Source organism: Calditerricola satsumensis, assembly GCF_014646935.1.
Taxonomy (GTDB): Bacteria; Bacillota; Bacilli; order Calditerricolales; family Calditerricolaceae; genus Calditerricola; species Calditerricola satsumensis.
In genome coordinates this window covers 1-17,853 of sequence record NZ_BMOF01000049.1, presented here as the reverse complement: position 1 = coordinate 17,853, position 17,853 = coordinate 1, and the positions used below count along the sequence as shown (strand labels likewise).

At 66.1% G+C, this 17,853-nt stretch carries 17 protein-coding genes and 1 pseudogene; 1 reads left to right on the top strand and 17 read right to left on the bottom strand.

The window, feature by feature from the left end; genetic code table 11:
• The 17 genes and pseudogenes from IEX61_RS12535 to IEX61_RS10105 all read right to left on the bottom strand — a co-directional run.
• On the bottom strand, positions 1 to 213 hold a 213-nt coding region (locus tag IEX61_RS12535), incomplete at its 3' end, for a hypothetical protein (protein ID WP_229725834.1).
• 43 nt (positions 214 to 256) lie between these two features.
• Positions 257 to 1,324: an AI-2E family transporter gene (locus tag IEX61_RS10180; protein ID WP_188817897.1), complete on the bottom strand. Its 1,068-nt coding sequence runs from the start codon at positions 1,322 to 1,324 to the stop codon at positions 257 to 259.
• 88 nt (positions 1,325 to 1,412) lie between these two features.
• Positions 1,413 to 1,655 carry a hypothetical protein gene (locus IEX61_RS10175; RefSeq protein WP_188817895.1) on the bottom strand — a complete coding sequence of 81 codons (243 nt, stop codon included), beginning with the start codon at positions 1,653 to 1,655 and terminating at the stop codon, positions 1,413 to 1,415.
• 18 nt (positions 1,656 to 1,673) lie between these two features.
• Complete coding sequence (locus IEX61_RS10170; RefSeq protein WP_054673258.1) at positions 1,674 to 1,865, bottom strand: YrzR-like zinc ribbon domain; 192 nt, start codon at positions 1,863 to 1,865, stop codon at positions 1,674 to 1,676.
• A gap of 170 nt (positions 1,866 to 2,035) precedes the next feature.
• A complete protein-coding gene (gene recD2 / locus IEX61_RS10165) occupies positions 2,036 to 4,366 on the bottom strand; it encodes an SF1B family DNA helicase RecD2 (protein WP_188817894.1) in 2,331 nt (776 codons plus the stop codon).
• 149 nt (positions 4,367 to 4,515) lie between these two features.
• The gene (gene mnmA / locus IEX61_RS10160) at positions 4,516 to 5,652 is read right to left on the bottom strand and encodes a tRNA 2-thiouridine(34) synthase MnmA (protein WP_054670441.1); all 1,137 of its coding nucleotides are present in this window, start codon (positions 5,650 to 5,652) and stop codon (positions 4,516 to 4,518) included.
• A gap of 173 nt (positions 5,653 to 5,825) precedes the next feature.
• On the bottom strand, positions 5,826 to 6,392 hold the full coding sequence (locus IEX61_RS10155) for an NAD(P)/FAD-dependent oxidoreductase (protein WP_054670445.1): 567 nt from the start codon (positions 6,390 to 6,392) through the stop codon (positions 5,826 to 5,828).
• Positions 6,393 to 6,539: 147 nt separating this feature from the next.
• The gene (locus IEX61_RS10150) at positions 6,540 to 7,688 is read right to left on the bottom strand and encodes a cysteine desulfurase family protein (RefSeq protein ID WP_188817892.1); all 1,149 of its coding nucleotides are present in this window, start codon (positions 7,686 to 7,688) and stop codon (positions 6,540 to 6,542) included.
• Positions 7,689 to 7,702: 14 nt separating this feature from the next.
• On the bottom strand, positions 7,703 to 8,119 hold the full coding sequence (cymR, locus tag IEX61_RS10145) for a cysteine metabolism transcriptional regulator CymR (protein WP_188817890.1): 417 nt from the start codon (positions 8,117 to 8,119) through the stop codon (positions 7,703 to 7,705).
• A 97-nt stretch (positions 8,120 to 8,216) separates the two neighbouring features.
• On the bottom strand, positions 8,217 to 9,548 hold the full coding sequence (locus IEX61_RS10140) for an AAA family ATPase (protein WP_188817888.1): 1,332 nt from the start codon (positions 9,546 to 9,548) through the stop codon (positions 8,217 to 8,219).
• Between the two features lie 132 nt (positions 9,549 to 9,680).
• On the bottom strand, positions 9,681 to 9,914 hold the full coding sequence (locus IEX61_RS10135) for a hypothetical protein (RefSeq protein ID WP_054670437.1): 234 nt from the start codon (positions 9,912 to 9,914) through the stop codon (positions 9,681 to 9,683).
• A gap of 170 nt (positions 9,915 to 10,084) precedes the next feature.
• Positions 10,085 to 11,869 (bottom strand): aspartate--tRNA ligase, encoded by a 1,785-nt coding sequence (aspS, locus tag IEX61_RS10130; protein WP_188817886.1) that lies wholly within the window; start codon positions 11,867 to 11,869, stop codon positions 10,085 to 10,087.
• Between the two features lie 33 nt (positions 11,870 to 11,902).
• Positions 11,903 to 13,180 (bottom strand): histidine--tRNA ligase, encoded by a 1,278-nt coding sequence (gene hisS, locus IEX61_RS10125; protein ID WP_188817883.1) that lies wholly within the window; start codon positions 13,178 to 13,180, stop codon positions 11,903 to 11,905.
• Between the two features lie 421 nt (positions 13,181 to 13,601).
• Positions 13,602 to 13,862, bottom strand: coding sequence for a hypothetical protein (locus tag IEX61_RS10120; RefSeq protein WP_229725833.1), 261 nt, complete (start codon positions 13,860 to 13,862; stop codon positions 13,602 to 13,604).
• 58 nt (positions 13,863 to 13,920) lie between these two features.
• Positions 13,921 to 14,984, bottom strand: a pseudogene (locus IEX61_RS10115) (nitronate monooxygenase).
• 244 nt (positions 14,985 to 15,228) lie between these two features.
• Entirely contained in the window at positions 15,229 to 16,746 is a 1,518-nt protein-coding gene (locus tag IEX61_RS10110; protein ID WP_188817881.1) for a coproporphyrinogen III oxidase, read from the bottom strand.
• A gap of 127 nt (positions 16,747 to 16,873) precedes the next feature.
• Positions 16,874 to 17,050 carry a hypothetical protein gene (locus IEX61_RS10105; RefSeq protein WP_172673671.1) on the bottom strand — a complete coding sequence of 59 codons (177 nt, stop codon included), beginning with the start codon at positions 17,048 to 17,050 and terminating at the stop codon, positions 16,874 to 16,876.
• A 175-nt stretch (positions 17,051 to 17,225) separates the two neighbouring features.
• Here IEX61_RS10105 and IEX61_RS10100 point away from each other — a divergent pair.
• A partial coding sequence (locus tag IEX61_RS10100) for an SH3 domain-containing protein (protein ID WP_188817879.1) occupies positions 17,226 to 17,853 on the top strand: 628 nt, incomplete at its 3' end.

Below are 17,853 nucleotides of genomic sequence, written 5' to 3'. Positions count from 1 at the left end.
TCTTGGGATAAGCCCGTTCGAGCCGAGGGGCAATTTTACACAGAGATTTGGACTTGATCCCCCATCCCGCTCTTGACGGATCACGCAATCGATCCCCTGGTCATCCACAAGGGTTTGATACACATCAAATCCACGGCGGAGGAGCTCAGCAATGACCACATACTCCTGCCGTTTGCCAAAGGATGCGCTGCTGCGAAATGGTCGCCCCTGCACGATTTCCCCTCCCATTTTCTCTCATCGGCGCAAGCACAGGGCTCTACCTCCTCACCGCCGCATACATCACCGCATGCTGCACGAGCACCTTCAGCACGGCAAACGCCGGCACGGCAAAGATCATCCCCACGATGCCGCCCAGCTCGCCGCCGGCCAGGAGGGCGAGGATGATCCACAGCGGGTGCAGGTGGAGCGTGCGCCCGACGATGAGCGGCGAGGCGATGTTGCCCTCGATAAACTGGATGGTAAAGTTGACCACAACGACCAGAAGGGCCATTTTGGCCGACACGGTGACGGCGACGAGAAGGGCTGGGATCATGCCGAGGATGGGCCCAAAATAGGGGATGATGTTCGTCACGCCCACGATCGCCGCCAAAAAGAGGGGATACGGCAGGTCGATGAGGCGGTAGCCGACGTAGGCCAGCACGCCGACCACGAGGCAGACGAGCAGCTGGCCGCGGATGTAGCTGCCGAGGGTGCGGTCGATGTCGCGCAGCAGGCGCAGCACGCGGCGGCGATGGCGGCGGGGCACGAATTCCAGCGCCGTTTTCTTGAGCCGTCCGAAGTCGCGCAGGATGTAATACGCGATGAAGGGCGCCACAAACAGGACCATGGCCTGCTTGAGGCGGTCTTCCAGGCCGTCCAGCCAGGAGGTCATCCATTGGTTCGTGCGCGTCTCCACCTGGGCAATGGAGGCGGCGATGCCCTGGCGGAAACCGTCGGGGAGCTGGTATACCTGCAGATGGAACCAGTCGAGCCACTGCTGGTACGCCGCCGCCCACTGCGGGAGCTGCCGGGCCAGCTCGCGCATCTGCGCCAACACCTCGGGCGTGACGCGGAGGGCCGCCACCGTGGCCACGGCGAGAAACAGGGCGTAGGTGAGGATGACGGCGACGGGGCGCGGCACGCGGCGGCGCGTAAACCGGCGCACGAGGGGATGGAGCAAATAGGCGATGATGAAGGCCAACACGAAGGGCATGGCGAGGGTGGTCAAAAAGGAAAAGACCCTCGACAGCACCGGCATGACGAGGGTGATGAGGTACACGGCAAGGAGGATCACCCCCGCCGCCAGCAGCCATCTCCCTTTGCGCGCGTCCTTTCCGCCGTCCACGGCCACACCTCCGCTCGCCTCAAAAAAGCCCTCTGAACCCGGGTTCAAAGGGCTTCCTCGTCGCGCCCTCAGGCCCCCAACGTCCCCGTCATCGCCACAGGCGGGCCAACTGGCGCCCGGCCCGAGCCATGAGGCGGGCCGACAGCAGGGGGCGCATGCTGGACGCAACAGGGACCATCCGCCAGGCCGGCGCCATGCGCACCGCCCACCGCCCCATGCGCATCATCCGCCTCCAGCGTGCGGCGGGCGCGTTTCGCCGCGCGGCCATCACCGCCGCCACCATCAACAGGCCCCCGGCCAGTGCGGTAACGAGCCAGCCTCTGCCGTTCATCGGCCTCCTCCTTCCTCGTTACGGCTGTAGGCGGAGTTCCTCGGGCGCAAACAGATCGTCCAGGGAGCTGAGCGAGCCGTCCTCCTCCACGGCGTACACGTGAACCTGTCCGCCCATCACGCTGTATTCGATGAGGCAGTTCCAGCAGTAGAACTGATGGCTGCCCACTTTCCCAACGTCCTTCCGTTTGCAGTTCGGACATTGCCACATGGTCTGGCCTCCCCTGCTCAAGCGTTCCGATGGAAATCATCGGTATCAGGATGGCCAGACCTTCCCCGTCCTATTCCCCTCAGGGGCAGCCAAGCCAGACGTCCGCTCCGGCTGGTTCTCCGCTGGAAAAGGGACACACCTTGCCCGCTCCCCTTGGCGCCAGACCCCGCTCACCCGTTAGTCTGCCCATCCGCCACGGCTTCATCCTCCCCGCCTGCTGGCATGCCGTCCACCGTTTGCGCCAGCCGCTCAATGAGCGCCGTAAACCGCTCGCGGTCGTCCGCGCAGCGGGCCGCGTGGGCAAAGGCGGCGCGCTCGCCGCACAGAATCAGGTACGATTTGGCGCGGGTGACGCCGGTGTACAGGAGGTTGCGCCGCAACATGCGCCAGTGGGCGCGCAGGAGGGGCAAGATGACAATGGGAAACTCGCTGCCCTGGGCCTTGTGGATGGAGCAGCAGTAGGCCAGGGTGAGCTGGTGGAGCTGGCTGCGGCGGTAGCGCACCTCGTGGGCATCGAAGCGGACGACAACCACCGGCTCCCGCTCCCCGACTTCCTCCGGCGACAAGATGGCCACCACCTCGCCGATGTCGCCGTTGAACACCTGCGCCTCCGGGTTGTTGACGAGCTGGAGCACCTTGTCCCCCACGCGGAACACCGTCTCCCCCAGCTCCAGCTCGCCCTTGCCCGGCGCCGGCGGATTGAAGAGGGCCTGCAGCTCGCGGTTGAGCTGGTCGACGCCGGCGGGGCCGCGGTACATCGGGGCAAGCACCTGAATGTCCCGCGCCGCGTACCCCTTGGCCAGCGCAGCGGTGCACACCTGCTTGATCACCTCGACGCACGTCTCGCCGCTGCAGGGAAAAAAGCGGCGGTCGGGAAGGGGATCGGCAAAGTCGTCGGGCAGCACCCCGTCCTTCACGGCGTGGGCCAGGCGGATGATCGAGGAGCCCTCGGCCTGGCGGTAGACGTCGGTGAGGCGCACCACGGGCACGCGGTGCGAAGCGATGAGGTCGGCCAGGACGTTCCCCGGACCCACCGACGGCAGCTGGTCGGCGTCGCCGACGAAGAGGACGCGCATGCCGCGGGGCACGGCGCGGAGCAGCTGGTTGGTCAGCCAGATGTCCATCATCGACGTCTCGTCGACGATGAGGAGCCTCCCTTCCAGCGGGTTGTCGGCGTCGCGCTCCACCGCGTCGCCGCGCCAGCCGAGCAGGCGGTGCACGGTCATCGCCGGCAGGCCGGTGGCCTCGCCCATCCGCTTGGCGGCGCGTCCCGTCGGCGCCACCAGCAGGATGGGGTAGGGCGGGCTGTCTGGCGCGCGGTAGGCGGCGGGATCGAGGGGCAGCTTCCACAGCCGCGCAAAGAGGCGGCACAGGCCGCGCAGCACCGTCGTCTTGCCCGTCCCCGGCCCGCCGGTGAGGATCATGAGCGGCTCGCGCACCGCCGTCTCGATGGCCAGGCGCTGGGACGGGGCGTAGCGAATGCCCAGTTCCTCTTCCACCGCCGCCAGGGCCGCGCGCACCTCGTCGTCGGAAAAGCGCTCCACTGCCGGCGTTGCGAGCAACCGGGCCACGTGGCGCGCCACGCCCACCTCGGCCCAGTACAGCGACGGCAGGTAGCAGCGCGCCCCCTCCACCACCACCTGCCCTTCCTCGTGCAGGGCGAGGATTTCCCGCTCCACGTCGGCGTCGGAAAAGCGGTGGTCGCCGCTTTCGTCGAGGAGGCGCACCACCCGCCCGACCAGCTCGGGCACGGGAAGAAAGGCGTGGCCGCCGCCGTGGGCCGCCTCCTGCAAGAGGTGGAGGCAGGCCGCCCGCAACCGCCGGGGGGAATCCACGGCCACGCCCATGGCCCGGCCGATCTCGTCGGCCCGCTTGAAGCCGACGCCCTCCACGTCGACGATGAGGCGGTACGGGTCTTCCCGCAGCACGCGCAGGGTGTCGTGGCGGTACACCTGGTAGATGCGCAGGGCCAGGGCGGTGCCGATGCCAAACTCGTACAAGAAGACGAGGGCCTGCTCCAGGGCCTGGTGCTCGAGGACGGCCTCGTGGATCTTGCGCGCTTTCGCCGCCGACAGGCCAGGAATCTCCTCGAGCCGCTCCGGGGTCTGGGCGATGACGGTGAGGGCCTGCTCGCCGAAGCGGTCGACGATTTTCTCCGCCGTCTTCTTCCCCACGCCCGGAAACAGGCCGCTGGAAAGGTACTTGATGAGGCCGGCCCGCGTCTTCGGCAGGGCCTTCTCAAAGCGCCGGGCGTGGTACTGGCGGCCGAACTTGGGATGGTCGACCCACTCGCCGTAGAAGATGTACTGCTCGTCCGGGTGGGGGCGCGGAAAATGGCCCACCACCACCGCCTCGTCCGGCGCGCCCTCCTCCGACGCCTCGAGGACCTTCACCCGGGCCACCGTGTACAGCGTCTCGTCGTTGTGGAAGATCTCGTGGAGGATTTCCCCCTTCAAAAAGCCGCCGCCAAACAGGGCCAGCTGCTCCGTGTCCTCGCGCATGGCCGTCCCTCCGCATCCAACGTTTCCCTGTCCATTCTAGCACAAGGGCCGCAGCAGAAAACCGCCCGGCGCGGGGCAAATCCCGCCTGCCGGGCGGCTCGCTTTGTTTGCGCATGCGGTTGGGGGCGCTGCGGCAGCCGCGCAGCCGGTCACGTTGTCGCCGGCACCGCCGGTTCCGCTTCGTCTTCTGCATGGGGCAGGATGCGCTTGTCGATGATCGCCCCGCCGACGACGAGGTCGCCGTCGTAGAAGGCGATGGTCTGCCCCGGGGTGATGGCCCGCTGCGGCTCGTCAAAGCGCACGTGGACGCGCCCGTCCTCGAGGGGCGTGACGGTGCACGGGGCGGGCTCAGCCTGGGAGCGGATCTTCGCCTCGACGCGGATCGGCTCCGTGAGTTCGGGGATGGCGATCCAGTTCACGCTGTCGGCCACGAGCTCCGTGCCGAGGACATCCTCCGGCCCCCCGACGACGATGGCGTTGCGCTCGGGGATGATGTCCACAACATAGACCGGACGGCCCAGGTTGAGGCCCAGCCCGTGGCGCTGGCCGATGGTGTAGAAGGGGATGCCCTTGTGCTTGCCAACGATGTTCCCCTTCGTGTCGTAGATGTACCCTTCCTTGATCTCGTCCTTGGACCGCTTCTGGATAAACGCCTTGTAGTCGTTGTTGGGAATGAAGCAGATTTCCTGGCTGTCCGGCTTGTTGTACACGCGCAGGCCAAATTCCTTGGCCATCTGGCGCACCTGGTCCTTGCGGTACTTCCCGAGCGGAAACAGCGTATGCTTCAGCTGCTCCTGCGTCATGTGGCAGAGCACGTAGGACTGGTCCTTGCGCGGGTCGACGCCTTTTTTCAGCACGAAGCGGCCCCGCGCCTCGTCGTATTCGCGAACGGCGTAGTGCCCGGTAGCCAGGTAGTCGGCGCCCAGGTCAAGGGCCTTCTGCAGGAGCAGGTCGTACTTCATGTAGATGTTGCAGGCGATGCACGGGTTGGGCGTGCGCCCGCGCTTGTATTCGCGCTCGAAGTAGGCGATCACCTTTTCGTTGAACTCGTGCTTGAAGTTGACGGCGTAGTGGGGAATGCCGAGCTGCTCGCACACGCGGCGGGCATCGTACACATCGTCGAGGGAACAGCAGCCCCCCGTGTAGTTGGCCTGCTCCAGCGGGTCGTCGGGCTGGTACAGACGCATGGTGATGCCGATCACCTCGTAGCCCGCCTGTTTCATCAGGGCGGCCGTCACCGAGCTGTCGACGCCGCCGCTCATCGCCACAACCACTTTTTTCGCCATGAGAAGATCCCTTCCTTATCCCGGACAGCCTGTTTTTTTATTGTACCACATTCGGCCCTTGTCCCTATCCGGCGGTGTTCCGCTTCGGCAAATGGCGCCATGCGACGGCACCCGGAAAAAGAGAGAAGGGAGCATTCGGCTCCCTCTCCCTCCATCCTCCGCATGCCGGTGTGCTACGCCTTCAGGACGTCGTGGTCGACGTAGCGTTCGCCGTTCAGCTCGCTGATCAGGTTGATGGCCACCCGCGCCCCGTCGCCGGCGGTGATGATTGTGTGCACGCTGCAGCCGGCCACCGTGCCCGCCGCCCAGACGCCGGGGACGCTGGTTTTGCCGGCCGGGTCGACGTCGATGACCGTCTTGATTCGCGGCTCCGTTCCGGGTTTGGTCCGGAGGCCGATTTTCTCGGCCAGCTCGACGGCCACCCCCGTGGCCAAAATCACCTGCTTGGCCTCATACGTCTTTCCGTCTTCGGTTTCCAAGCGGAAGCCGTCGCCCGCCGGGACGATGTTCGTCACCTTCCCCGCCACAAGTTCCGCCCCGAATTTGGCCGCTTGCTTCTTGCCGAGCTCCACCAGATCGGGGCCGGCGATGGCCTCCACGCCGTAATGGTTTTCGATCCAGGCCCGTTTCGTGATGCTCTGGTCGCTGTCGATGACCAGGGTCTTCTTTCCGGCTTTGGCCAGAAAGAGGGCGGCGCTGGCGCCGGCCGGACCGGCACCCACAACGGCCACGTCGTACACGGTTCCCACCTCGACTTCCTTTGGTTCAAGAGGGTTTGATCTTTGATCTTTAGTATACCGGATGTTTCGGGTGGGAACACCCCCTCGGTTTGGAGGTCCCACCGCCCACACGTCCATCGCCCCTTTTCCCGCCGCGTCAGCCTCGCCTTATTTCCGCCCGCGCAGGCGCTCGACGATGTCGGCCACGCGCTCGGCCGCCGCGCGCACGTCCTCCTCGGTGTTGCCCGGGCCGAAGCTGAAGCGCACCGCCGAGTCCACCACTTCGGGGGGCAGGTTCATCGCCTTCAGCACGTGGGACCGCTCCAGCGAGCCCGACGTGCAGGCCGAACCGCTGGAGGCGGCGATGCCGGCCAAGTCGAGGTTCATCAGCATCGTTTCCGTGTCCACGCCGGGGAAGCTGACGTTGAGCACGTGGGGCAGGAAGGCTTCCGGATGGCCGTTGACGACGTGGTCGATGCCGCGCGCCTCCCACACCGAGAGCATCAGCCGGCGAAGCGCCCGGTACCGCTCCCGCCGCTTCTCGCGCTCGGCCATCGCGATCTCAACGGCCTTGGCAAAGCCGATGATGCCGGGCACGTTTTCCGTTCCCGCCCGCCGCTTGCGCTCCTGGTTCCCGCCGAAAAGGTGCGGGTACATCACGACCTCGCGGGCCACGTACAGGGCGCCGACGCCCTTGGGGCCGCCGATCTTGTGCGCTGAAACCGTCAGAAGGTCGACCGACAGGGTCGCGACGTCGATGGGCTCGACGCCAAAGGCCTGCACGGCGTCGGTGTGGAAATACACCCCGCGTTCGCGGCAGATGCGCCCGATCTCGGCGATGGGCTGAAGCGTTCCCACCTCGTTGTTGCCGTACATCACGCTGACAAGCACCGTCTCCGGGCGGATGGCCCGCGCCACGTCGTCGGGGTCGACGCGGCCGGTGCGGTCGACGGGCAAGTAGGTGACCGAAAAGCCGAGGCGCTCAAGGTGTTGGCACGCCTCGAGCACGGCGTGGTGTTCGATCTGCGTCGTCACGAGGTGCGTTTTGCCCTTTTCCCGGTGCGCGAAGGCGGGGCCGAAGAGGGCGAGGTTGTCGGCCTCCGTCCCCCCGCTGGTGAAGACGATGCGCGCCGGATCGGTGCCCAGCGCCCGGGCCACCGTCTCCCGGGCGTCCTCAATGGCCAGGCGCACCTTGCGCCCAAAGCCGTGGATGCTCGACGGGTTGCCAAAATGCTCCGTGAGGTACGGCACCATCGCCGCGACCACGTCCGGATGCACGGGCATCGACGCCGCGTGGTCCAGGTAGATCGGGTTCATGTGCGACGCCTCCATCAGATGTAGAACATGTAGTAGTCCTCGTCACTTTCCCGGCCGAAGGTGAGCAGATCGGCCAGGGTGGTCGAATCGAGCACTTCCGTCACCTTGTCGCGAATGCGCGCCCACAACTCCCGCTTGGCCGGGTCGTCCTCTTCCTCGTCGACGGGAGAGAGCGGGCCTTCCAACACGCGCAGGATGTCACCGGCAGTAATGCGCTCCGGCTCGCGCGCCAGCATGTACCCGCCGTGGGCCCCGCGCACGCTCTTCACCAGACCGGCGTTGCGCAGCGGCGCGACGAGCTGCTCCAGATAATGCTCGGACAGGTCGTGCTTCTGGGCGATCGTCTTGAGCGACGTGGGCCCTTCCCCATAACGACGGGCCAGCTCCATCATGATGGTAAGCCCGTAGCGCCCTCTGGTGGAAACCTTCACCTTTCCCACCCCTTTGACGGTTTGCTCTCCGGTTCGGCAGGCAGCACACCCGCGGCGTTTTCCGCATCACATTCAGCCTTTGCTGCGCAGCCGTCCCCTATACGCCCTCCCGCTGGCGGGCGCGCCAGCGCGAAAGCCGCTCGCCGATCTCCCGTTCGTAGCCGTTCTCGGACGGGCGGTAAAACACGACGTCCACGCCCTCGGGCAGGTAGCGCTGCGGCACGAAATGGCCCGGGTAGTCGTGCGGGTACAGGTAGCCCTGGCCGTGCCCCAAGGCCGCCGCTCCCTTGTAGTTGGCGTCGCGCAGGTGCGGGGGCACCGGGCGATGGCCCTCTTCGCGCACCATGCGCAGGGCCTCGTTGATGGCCACATAGGACGCGTTGCTCTTCGGCGCCGTGGCCAGGTAGGTGACCGCCTGGGCCAGGGGGATGCGCCCCTCCGGCATGCCGACGAGCTCCAGCGCATGGAAGGCGGCTACCGCCACCTGCAACGCCTGCGGGTCGGCGTTGCCGATGTCCTCGGCGGCGGAGATGACGAGGCGGCGGGCGATGAAGCGCGGGTCTTCCCCGGCATCGAGCATGCGCGCCAGCCAGTACAGCGCCGCGTCGGGATCGGAGCCGCGGATCGATTTGATGAACGCCGAGATGGTGTCGTAATGGTTGTCCCCCGACTTGTCGTAGCGCACCGCGGGGCGCTGGATCGACTCCACGGCCACGTCCAGGGTGATGTGCACGACGCCGTCGGCCCCCGGCCGCGTGGTGAGGGCGGCCAGCTCAAGGGCGTTCAAGAGGCGCCGCGCGTCCCCGTCCGCATAGCGGATCAGGTGCGCCAGAGCATCCTCGTCGATGCGGATGTTGAGCGCCCCCAGCCCCCGCTCCGCGTCGCTGAGCGCGCGCTCGGCAATGAGGCGCAGCTCGTCCTCCGTAAGCGGATGGAGGGGAAAGATTTGCGAGCGCGACAGCAGCGCGGCGTTCACTTCAAAGAAGGGGTTTTCCGTCGTGGCCCCGATCAGGATCACCGTGCCCTCTTCCACATACGGCAACAAGGCGTCCTGCTGGGCCTTGTTGAAGCGATGAATCTCGTCGATAAACAGAATGGTGCGCTGGCCGTACATGCCCAGCCGCGCCTTGGCCTCGTCGACGATGCGCCGAATGTCGGCGACGCCCGCCGTCACGGCGTTGAGGTCGGTGAAGTGGCTCTTCGTCGTGTTGGCGATGACGCGGGCCAGCGTCGTTTTGCCTGTCCCCGGCGGGCCATAAAAAATGAGCGACGACAGCTGGTCGGCCTCGATGGCCCGGCGGAGCAGCTTCCCTTCTCCCAGGATGTGCCGTTGGCCGACGAACTCGTCCAGCGTGCGCGGCCGCATGCGCGCCGCCAAGGGCGCCATGCGCTGCTGCTCCTGTTCGCCGGCATAATCGAACAGGTCCATAGGCGATCGCTCCTTCGGCTCCTTCGCCCGCGGTCTCACCGGTATTATACCTAGGGCAATTCCGTGTGTAAAGGTCGGAAATAACAAGGCCGGCTCGATCGGGAGCCGGCCCTTGAGAAGTATGCGCCCTCCTCACGCTTCCCCACGCACGCCGCGATGCGGCGGTTCGATGCGCAGGATGCGGCGAAAATGGAGAACGATGGGGCGCCCTTCCCGCTGGCTGACAAACACGGCCGCATCGCCAACGATATAGAGAAACTTCCCGCGCTCCGTGCACTGCCGCCGCTGGCCATCTACGTAGGTGACCCACACCACGTCGCCGCCGTGAATCAACGCTTCGATGAACGGCTTCTTCTCTTCCACCATTCCCGCCCGACCCTTCCATCGATGTCAGATATTTTCGGCGAAGGTTCGACGCGGGACCCCCGAAATCCTGCCCGCCGACAAAAGCCGTCAGCAAAACCGAAACCTCAAAAGGACGAGGCGTCCCGCTCCGGCCGCGCGTGGCGAAGCGGCCTGCAGGAACGCCCCTCGGTTCAACGCGCTGCGCGCGCCTCGTCGACGACGGCGATGCGCAGCTCCTCCAGTTGCTTCGGGTCCACTTCCGAAGGCGCGCCAACCATGAGATCGGCGGCGCTGGTCGTCTTCGGGAAGGCGATCGTCTCGCGCAAATTGCTCCGCCCGGCGAGGAGCATCACCACACGGTCAAACCCGAAGGCGATGCCGCCGTGGGGCGGCGTGCCGTATTCGAAGGCCTCGAGCAAAAAGCCAAACTTCTCCCGCGCCTGTTCCTCAGTGAAGCCGAGGACCCGGAACATCTTCTCCTGCACGTCGCGGCGGTGAATGCGGATGCTGCCGCCGGCGATCTCGTAGCCGTTGCACACGAGGTCGTAGGCCTGGGCGCGGATGCGGGCCGGATCGGTGTCAAAGAGGGGAATGTCTTCCTCCCGCGGCATGGTAAAGGGATGGTGGTTGGCCACGAAGCGCCCCTCTTCCTCGTCGTACGTAAGAAGCGGAAAGTCGACCACCCACAGGAACGCGAAGGCGTTGTCCGGAATGAGCCCCCGCTCCCGCCCCAGCTTCAGCCGCAGGTTGCCCAGCACGGCGGCCACCACCTCGGCCTGGTCGGCGCAGAAGAAGAGCAGGTCGCCCGGTTCCGCCTCGAGCCGCTCGGCCAGGGCCGCCAGCTCCCCTTCGGTGAAGAACTTGGCGATGGGCCCCTTCCAGCCCTCCGCCGTCCGCGCCAAATAGGCCAAGCCCTTGGCCCCGTGGCGCTTGGCCTCCTCCTCGTAGGCGGCGATCTCCTTGCGGCTAAAGCCCGCACAGCCCTTGGCGTTGAGGGCCTGGACGCGGCCGCCGGCCTCCACGGCGCGGCGGAACACCTGGAACTGGCACGCGGCGGCGATGTCGGACACGTCCTTCAGCTCGAGGCCGAAGCGGATGTCCGGCTTGTCCGTTCCGTAGCGGTCCATCGCCTCCTGGTACGACAGGCGCGGGAAGGGGCGCGGCACGTCGACGCCGATCGTCTCCTTCCACACGTAGGCGATCAGCGCTTCCACCAGCTCCTGGATCTGCTCGGCGCGCAGGAAGGACGTCTCAATGTCCACCTGGGTGAACTCCGGCTGCCGGTCGGCGCGCAGGTCCTCGTCGCGGAAGCAGCGGACGATCTGGTAGTAGCGCTCGAAGCCGGCCACCATCAAGAGCTGCTTGAAGAGCTGCGGCGACTGGGGCAGCGCGTAAAACTGGCCCGGGTGGACGCGGCTCGGCACCAGGTAGTCGCGGGCCCCCTCCGGCGTGGAGCGCGTCAGCATCGGCGTTTCGATCTCCACGAACCCCTGGGCGTCGAGGAAGTCGCGGAAGGCCTTGGCCGCGCGGTGGCGCAGCATCAGCGTGCGCTGCAGGACGGGACGGCGCAGGTCGAGGTAGCGGTACTTGAGGCGCACGCTCTCGTCCACCTCGGCGCGGTCGTCGAGGACAAAGGGCGGCGTTTTGGCCGCGTTCACCACCTCGACGGCGTGCACCTGCACCTCCACTTCGCCTGTGGCCAGGTTGGGGTTGACCGTCTCCGGCGTGCGGGCCACCACCTTGCCACGCACGGCGAGCACGTACTCGCTGCGCACCTCCTTCGCCGCGGCGTGGGCCTCTTCGGAAATGGACGGGTCAAAGACGAGCTGGATGAGGCCGGTGCGGTCGCGCAGGTCGATGAAGATCAGGTCCCCCAAGTCGCGCCGCCGGTGCACCCAGCCGTTGAGGCCCACCTCCGCCCCCACGTGCTTGGGGCGCAATTCGCCACACCAATGGGTGCGTTGGATCGTCCACATGGAATCGCCTCCCTTCTCCTTCCGCACGCGTGGTTATCCTTCGCTCCGGTTCAGGCGCTGCCGTACGGCTTCGGCCACATCGGCCAGCGGCACCGCCTCCTGCTCGCCGGTGGCCAGGTTCTTCAGCTGCACGACGCCGCGGGCAAGCTCGTCGTCGCCGAGGATGGCGGCAAAGCGCGCGCCGTAGCGGTCGGCCACCTTGAACTGGGCCTTCAGCTTGCGGTCGAGGTAGTCGACGTCGGCCGAAAGCCCCGCCGCGCGCAGCCGCTGCGCCAGCACGAGCGCCTCGCCCTTGGCCGCCTCGCCCAAGGCGATGACGAAGCAGTCCAGCCCGGCATCGGCGGGAAGGCGGGTCCCCTGCGCGGCAAGGACGTAGAGGAGCCGCTCGACGCCAAAGGCAAACCCGATGCCCGGCACGTCCGGGCCGCCCAGCTCGGCCACGAGCCCGTTGTACCGTCCGCCGCCGCAGATCGTCCCCGCCAGGTGGCCCTCCCCTTCGACGACAAACTCGAAGGCCGTCTGCGTGTAGTAGTCGAGGCCGCGCACCAGGCGCGGGTTGACCGCATACGGCACACCAAGGGCCTCGAGCGCTTTGCGCACGGCGTCGAAATGGGCCCGGCAGGCGTCGCACAGGTGGTCGAGCACCGTCGGCGCGTCCTGGGTTAGCTCCTGGCACCGCTCCTGCTTGCAGTCGAGCACGCGCAAGGGATTGCGCACAAGGCGCGACTGGCAGTCGGGGCACAGCTCGTCCTTCACCCCCGCCAGGTGTTCCACCAGCGCCTGGCGGTGGCGCGGCCGGCACATCGGGCAGCCGACGCTGTTTACGTCGAGGCGCAGGTGTTGCACGCCGAGATCGGTGAAGATGCGCCAAGCCAGCTCCATCACCTCGGCGTCAAGGCGCGGGTCGGCACTGCCAAAAGCCTCCACGCCGATCTGGTGGAACTGGCGCTGCCGCCCGGCCTGGGGCCGCTCGTACCGGAACATCGGGCCGAGGTAATACAGCTTGACGACGTCCGGCTCGGCGTACAGCTTGTGCTCGACAAAGGCACGCACCACCCCGGCCGTCCCCTCCGGACGCAGGGTGAGGCTGCGCCCTTTGCGGTCCGCAAAGGTGTACATCTCCTTTTCCACGATGTCCGTCGTCTCGCCGACGCCGCGCTGAAAGAGTTCGGTGTGTTCAAACAGCGGCGTGCGGATCTCGCGGTACCGGTACCGGGCAAACCATTCCCGGGCTTTGCGTTCCACGTACTGCCAGGCTTCTGCCTGCCCCGGCAGGATGTCCTCCGTTCCGCGCGGTTTTTGGATGGCCATTCTCCGTTCCCCCTGCTTTCGCGATGGTTTTCCCGTGCATCCGGCGGGCGGATCCCGTTTTGTCGCAAAAGAAAAACATCCCTCGACACTGATCCCGGCCGATCAGGGACGAGAGATGCGTGCCATCACCCGCGGTGCCACCCTGCTTGGGCGCTGCCCGCCGCGCTCCACAACACGCGGGCAGTCGCCCCCCTCGATTGCCGGTAACGCCGGCCGCGCGCCCGCGGCTACTGGTCCGCCCTCGGCGGCGTTCGCCGCGGGTCCTCAGGGGCGTTCTCCCCGGAACCGGCAGGGAAGGGCTTGCAGCCGCGGCCCCTCCTCTCTGGACAGCCGGCGCCTCCGGTTCGGTCCCCGTCATGGGATGTCCCGTCTTCGCTTGTTTCCGCCTGCCAGGAGCCGTCCATCGGGTACAAGTTCTCCCTTATTCTATATCGCCCGACCGTTTGTTGTCAAAAACGCGCCGGGACGCTTCAGAACCCCGGCGCAGCACGTCCGCAATCCCCTCCGCGAGGGCCACGGCGAGGGGGATCAGGAACACCGACAGGAACAGGCTGATGACATTCCACGTCCCGGTTACTGGGATGCCCGCTCGATTCCAGAGATGTCCGACCCCTTTCCACAAGCCAACGAACACCGCAACGGTGAACCCGATCCGCACGATTTTTGCTTTCAATCCCACCACTCCATTGGCGCTGCTCGGCGGGTGCCTCCAGAAGACGCCATTGCCGCGAGAGGAAACGTCAGCTCGACACCTGAAGCGTTTGGGCTCCCTCCGCCATGGCGCGGCGCGCTTCGTCCATCATCTGGTAAACAAGCTCCGCCGCCGGCATCTCTCGGGCGAGGCGATACCCTTGACCCGCCCACAACGCCATGCCCTCCGGGTTGCCCGCTTGAGCAGCCGCCTTTCGGAGGGGCTGGGTTATGTGGTGCACATGGGGATACGCGGCCAGTGCGGCGGCGTCGTATTCCCGCACAAAGCGGTTGACCAAACCTCGGGCCCGTCGGCCGGTAAAGGCGCGCGTAAACGTCGTCGAAGTGAAACGCGGGTCAACAAGGGCCGCCTTGTGGGCCGGATGGGCCCCGCTTTCCGGACACCGCAAAAACGCCGTGCCCATCTGGGCCGCGCAAGCCCCTGCCGCCAGCACGGCCGCCACATCGCGACCGTGCATGATGCCGCCGGCAGCGATGAGCGGCAACTGGACCGCTTCGCGGATGAGTCGCAGCAACGCCAGGAGACCATAATCCCCCTCGGCAGAGGCCCGGTTGTGAAACGACGCCCGATGCCCTCCGGCTTCCATCCCCTGCACGCACAACGCGTCGGCACCGGCCCGGCTGGCTGCGATGGCCTCTTGAGGTGTGGTGACCGTCACCACGACACAGGTTCCCCGGTTCTTGAGCTCCGTTATCACCTCAGGTGGTGGACAACCAAAGGTGAAGCTCACCACCGGCACAGGATCCTTCAGGAGAACCTCGAGTTTGGCCTCCCAGTCATCCTCATCGGCCACGGGTTCACCCAGCTCCACGCCGAGGCGTCTCGCCTCAGCCTCTAAACGCTTTCGATATTGCAAGACGGCTTGGAGATCGACGGTGTCACGACTCGGAACGAAGAGGTTGACCCCGAAAGGCGCGCGGGTGCGCGTGCGCACAGCCCGGATTTCTTCCCGCATGGCCTCAGCCGTCTTGTAGCCGGCCGCGAGAAACCCAAGGCCGCCAGCCTCCGATACCGCCGCGACGAGTTCAGGCGTGGACACCCCCCGGCCATGGGCGCTTGGACAATCGGACAACGAAGCCATTCGCGGAACATGGTTTCACTCCTGTGCGAAATCCCCTCTCAGTTCTGTTTTTGTACCTTTCTGATTACAAAATCTTACCATTCCCAAGGAAGCCCGTCAATGAATTCAAACATCACTTTTTTTTGACTCAATTCGATGCGTTTTCTGACGGGGAGAACGACTGATTTTCGTCAATCCGCTTGGATAACGCAAAAACGAGCGAACCCCGTTGCGCACCCATGCCAACGGCCGTTCGCTCGCTTCTGTCTTTGTCCCTCATGCGCTCGCCGTCGCCGCCTTTGCCCCGTACGCCTCATCGAGCAGCGCCAGCTTCTTGGCCAGCGTGTCGCGAGAATGCGCGATGTACGCCTTCGGTTCCTTGGGGTTGGCAAAGCGGATCACCCTGTCCGTGCCCGGCAGGATGATCTTGCTCACCGCACCGCAGCCAAGGCCGATGATCGTGTGCCGCTCCTCCATGATGATGATGTTGTAGACGCTCTCTTTCCCGTCTTTGGCGTACCCAACATTCTCGAGGTTGCCGAGAATGTTCTTTTGCCGGTACAGGTAGTACGGATGGTACCCGTGGGCAGCCGTCCACGAAGCGGCCAGCGCCATCATCCGGTGGATCTCCTCGCGGGAGGCCACCCGGTACGCCTCGCGGTTCTGCGTCATCGCCGAAGCGCGTTTGAAGGCCAGCGTGTGGATGGTGAGCGAATCGGGCTGAAGCCGGCCCACCATGTCCAGGGAGTGGCGCAGGTGGCCTGTGCCCTCTCCGGGGAGGCCGATGATCAGGTCCATGTTGATGTTGTCGACGCCCATCCGGCGGGCCAAGTGAAACGCCTCGATCGTCTCCCCCACCGTGTGATGGCGGCCGATGGCCTCCAGCGTGGCCTGGGTGAAGGACTGCGGGTTGACGCTGATGCGGCCGACGCCGTGTTTCTTCAGAACGGCGATCTTCTCCGGCGTGATCGTGTCCGGACGACCGGCCTCGACGGTCCACTCGCGCACCCGGTCGACGTGCGGCACGTGGGCGCGCAACGCGTCAAGCAGCGTGTCCAGCTGCTCGGCGGTAAGGCTCGTCGGCGTGCCCCCGCCAACGTAGATCGACGTGACGGGAAGATTCCGCTCGCGCAGCCAGGCGCCCACCTGGGCGATCTCGTCGAGGAGGGCGCGCAGAAAGTCGTCCACCGAGCCCTGCTGGCCGCGGATGTCGTAGGCCGGGAAGGTGCAGTAGGCGCACTTGGTCGGGCAGAAGGGGATGCCGATGTACAAGCTGACTTCGCCGTCCAGCTCGTACAAGTCGGGCAGTACGGTGCGCTGGCGGGCGACGATGCGGGCAAGCAGGTCCACCTTTTCCGGGGTCAGGCGGTACTCGCTTTCGAGGATGGCGGCGATCTCCTCAGGCGTGTGCCCGGCTTGCACGAACTGGTGGTACAGCTTTGTCGGCCGCACGCCGGTCAGCACGCCCCAGGGCTGGCGCACGCCGGTGGCCTGTTCCAACACATCGAGAAACACGTACGCCGCCGCCTTCTTGGCCGCCTTCTGCCGCGCGCGCGCCTCGCCCACAAAGCGCACCGGGCGCGCGTGCTCCGCGCGATAGGTCCGCTCCGGCGTCCTGAGTTCGGCCTTCGCGCGAACCGGTTCGTCACCGTCGCCCTCCTCGACCGTCACGCGGGCGCGCCACGAGGCCCCGTCCGTCGCGTCGCGCAGAAAAGCCAGGTCATCAAAGAAGAGCTTGGCGATCAGTTCCAATTCCCGCGCGTAGGGTTCCGCGCATTCGACAAACAGCCGCACCGGCCCATCTCCCCTTTCAACGGAAAAACCCCGGTATCTCCCGGGATGCCCTCACGAATTGCCATGTGCACCGCTCACGTTTTGCATCACGGCTATTATAGGGCTTTTGGCGCGAAAAGAAAAGCGCTTAGCGCCGCTGGATGCGCCTGCGCAGCATGCGCACCTCCCACACCGAAAGCCCCCATTCCCGGGCCAGTTCCACGTCGTCCAAGCGGGAGGCGCGTTCCAAAAAGTCGTGAAAATCGACGCTCATCAGGCGCCGCGCCATCTCTTGGGCCAGCTGTTCCTGGTCATGTTGCCGCATTGGAAAGCCTCCTCGGTTTGCCATTCCGAGGATTAGGATTTCCGTTTTTCATGGGTCCATACCGTCCTTTTTCCCCGGTCCAAATGCCCATTTTTCCGACACGGAACAGGATTTTTCGCGTCCCTGTCGAATGATGGAACAACGGTAAGAACCCTCAGAGGAGGAGGCGATCGCCATGAACGCCAACCCCAAATCGCGCCGCTTGGCGGTGGCAATGGCGCTCGCCCTTCTCGCGTCAACTTTGGAAGCGTACCTGCCGATCCATACGGTTCAGGCCGCGACAGCTTCCCAGGTCGCCGTCACGGCTTCCGTCCTCAACGTGCGGGCCGGACCGGGTACCCACTACGCCATCATCACGAAGGTGCTGCGCAACACCCGCCTGACGATGCAAAAACAGCAGGCCGGCTGGCTGCAGGTCCGCCTGCCAAACGGTCGCTCCGGGTGGGTGTCCGGACAGTACGTCCGCCCGGTCAGCGCCTCCCCGGCGCCTTCCTCCGGAAGCTCCGCACAGCCGGCGGCACCCTCCTCCCAAACGGTTGCGGTGACCGCCTCCGTCCTCAACGTCCGGAGCGGACCGGGCACCACCTACGCCATCGTCACCAAGGTGAAGCGCGACACCCGCCTGACGGTGCAAAAACAGCAGGCCGGCTGGCTGCAGGTCCGCCTCCCCAACGGCCGCACCGGATGGGTGTCCGCCCAGTACGTGCGCCCGGTCAGCACCACCCCGGCGCCTCCGTCCGGGAGCTCCGCACAGCCGGCGGCACCCTCCTCCCAAACCGTCGCGGTGACCGCCTCCGTCCTCA

Bases quoted from the DNA above. Each gene is read 5' to 3' on its own strand.
- IEX61_RS10175 (WP_188817895.1), bottom strand. From the start codon at position 1,655: ATGAACGGCAGAGGCTGGCTCGTTACCGCACTGGCCGGGGGCCTGTTG.
- IEX61_RS10170 (WP_054673258.1), bottom strand. From the start codon at position 1,865: ATGTGGCAATGTCCGAACTGCAAACGGAAGGACGTTGGGAAAGTGGGC.
- recD2 (WP_188817894.1), bottom strand. From the start codon at position 4,366: ATGCGCGAGGACACGGAGCAGCTGGCCCTGTTTGGCGGCGGCTTTTTG.
- mnmA (WP_054670441.1), bottom strand. From the start codon at position 5,652: ATGGCGAAAAAAGTGGTTGTGGCGATGAGCGGCGGCGTCGACAGCTCG.
- IEX61_RS10150 (WP_188817892.1), bottom strand. From the start codon at position 7,688: ATGAACCCGATCTACCTGGACCACGCGGCGTCGATGCCCGTGCATCCG.
- IEX61_RS10140 (WP_188817888.1), bottom strand. From the start codon at position 9,548: ATGGACCTGTTCGATTATGCCGGCGAACAGGAGCAGCAGCGCATGGCG.
- IEX61_RS10135 (WP_054670437.1), bottom strand. From the start codon at position 9,914: ATGGTGGAAGAGAAGAAGCCGTTCATCGAAGCGTTGATTCACGGCGGC.
- aspS (WP_188817886.1), bottom strand. From the start codon at position 11,869: ATGTGGACGATCCAACGCACCCATTGGTGTGGCGAATTGCGCCCCAAG.
- hisS (WP_188817883.1), bottom strand. From the start codon at position 13,180: ATGGCCATCCAAAAACCGCGCGGAACGGAGGACATCCTGCCGGGGCAG.
- IEX61_RS10105 (WP_172673671.1), bottom strand. From the start codon at position 17,050: ATGCGGCAACATGACCAGGAACAGCTGGCCCAAGAGATGGCGCGGCGC.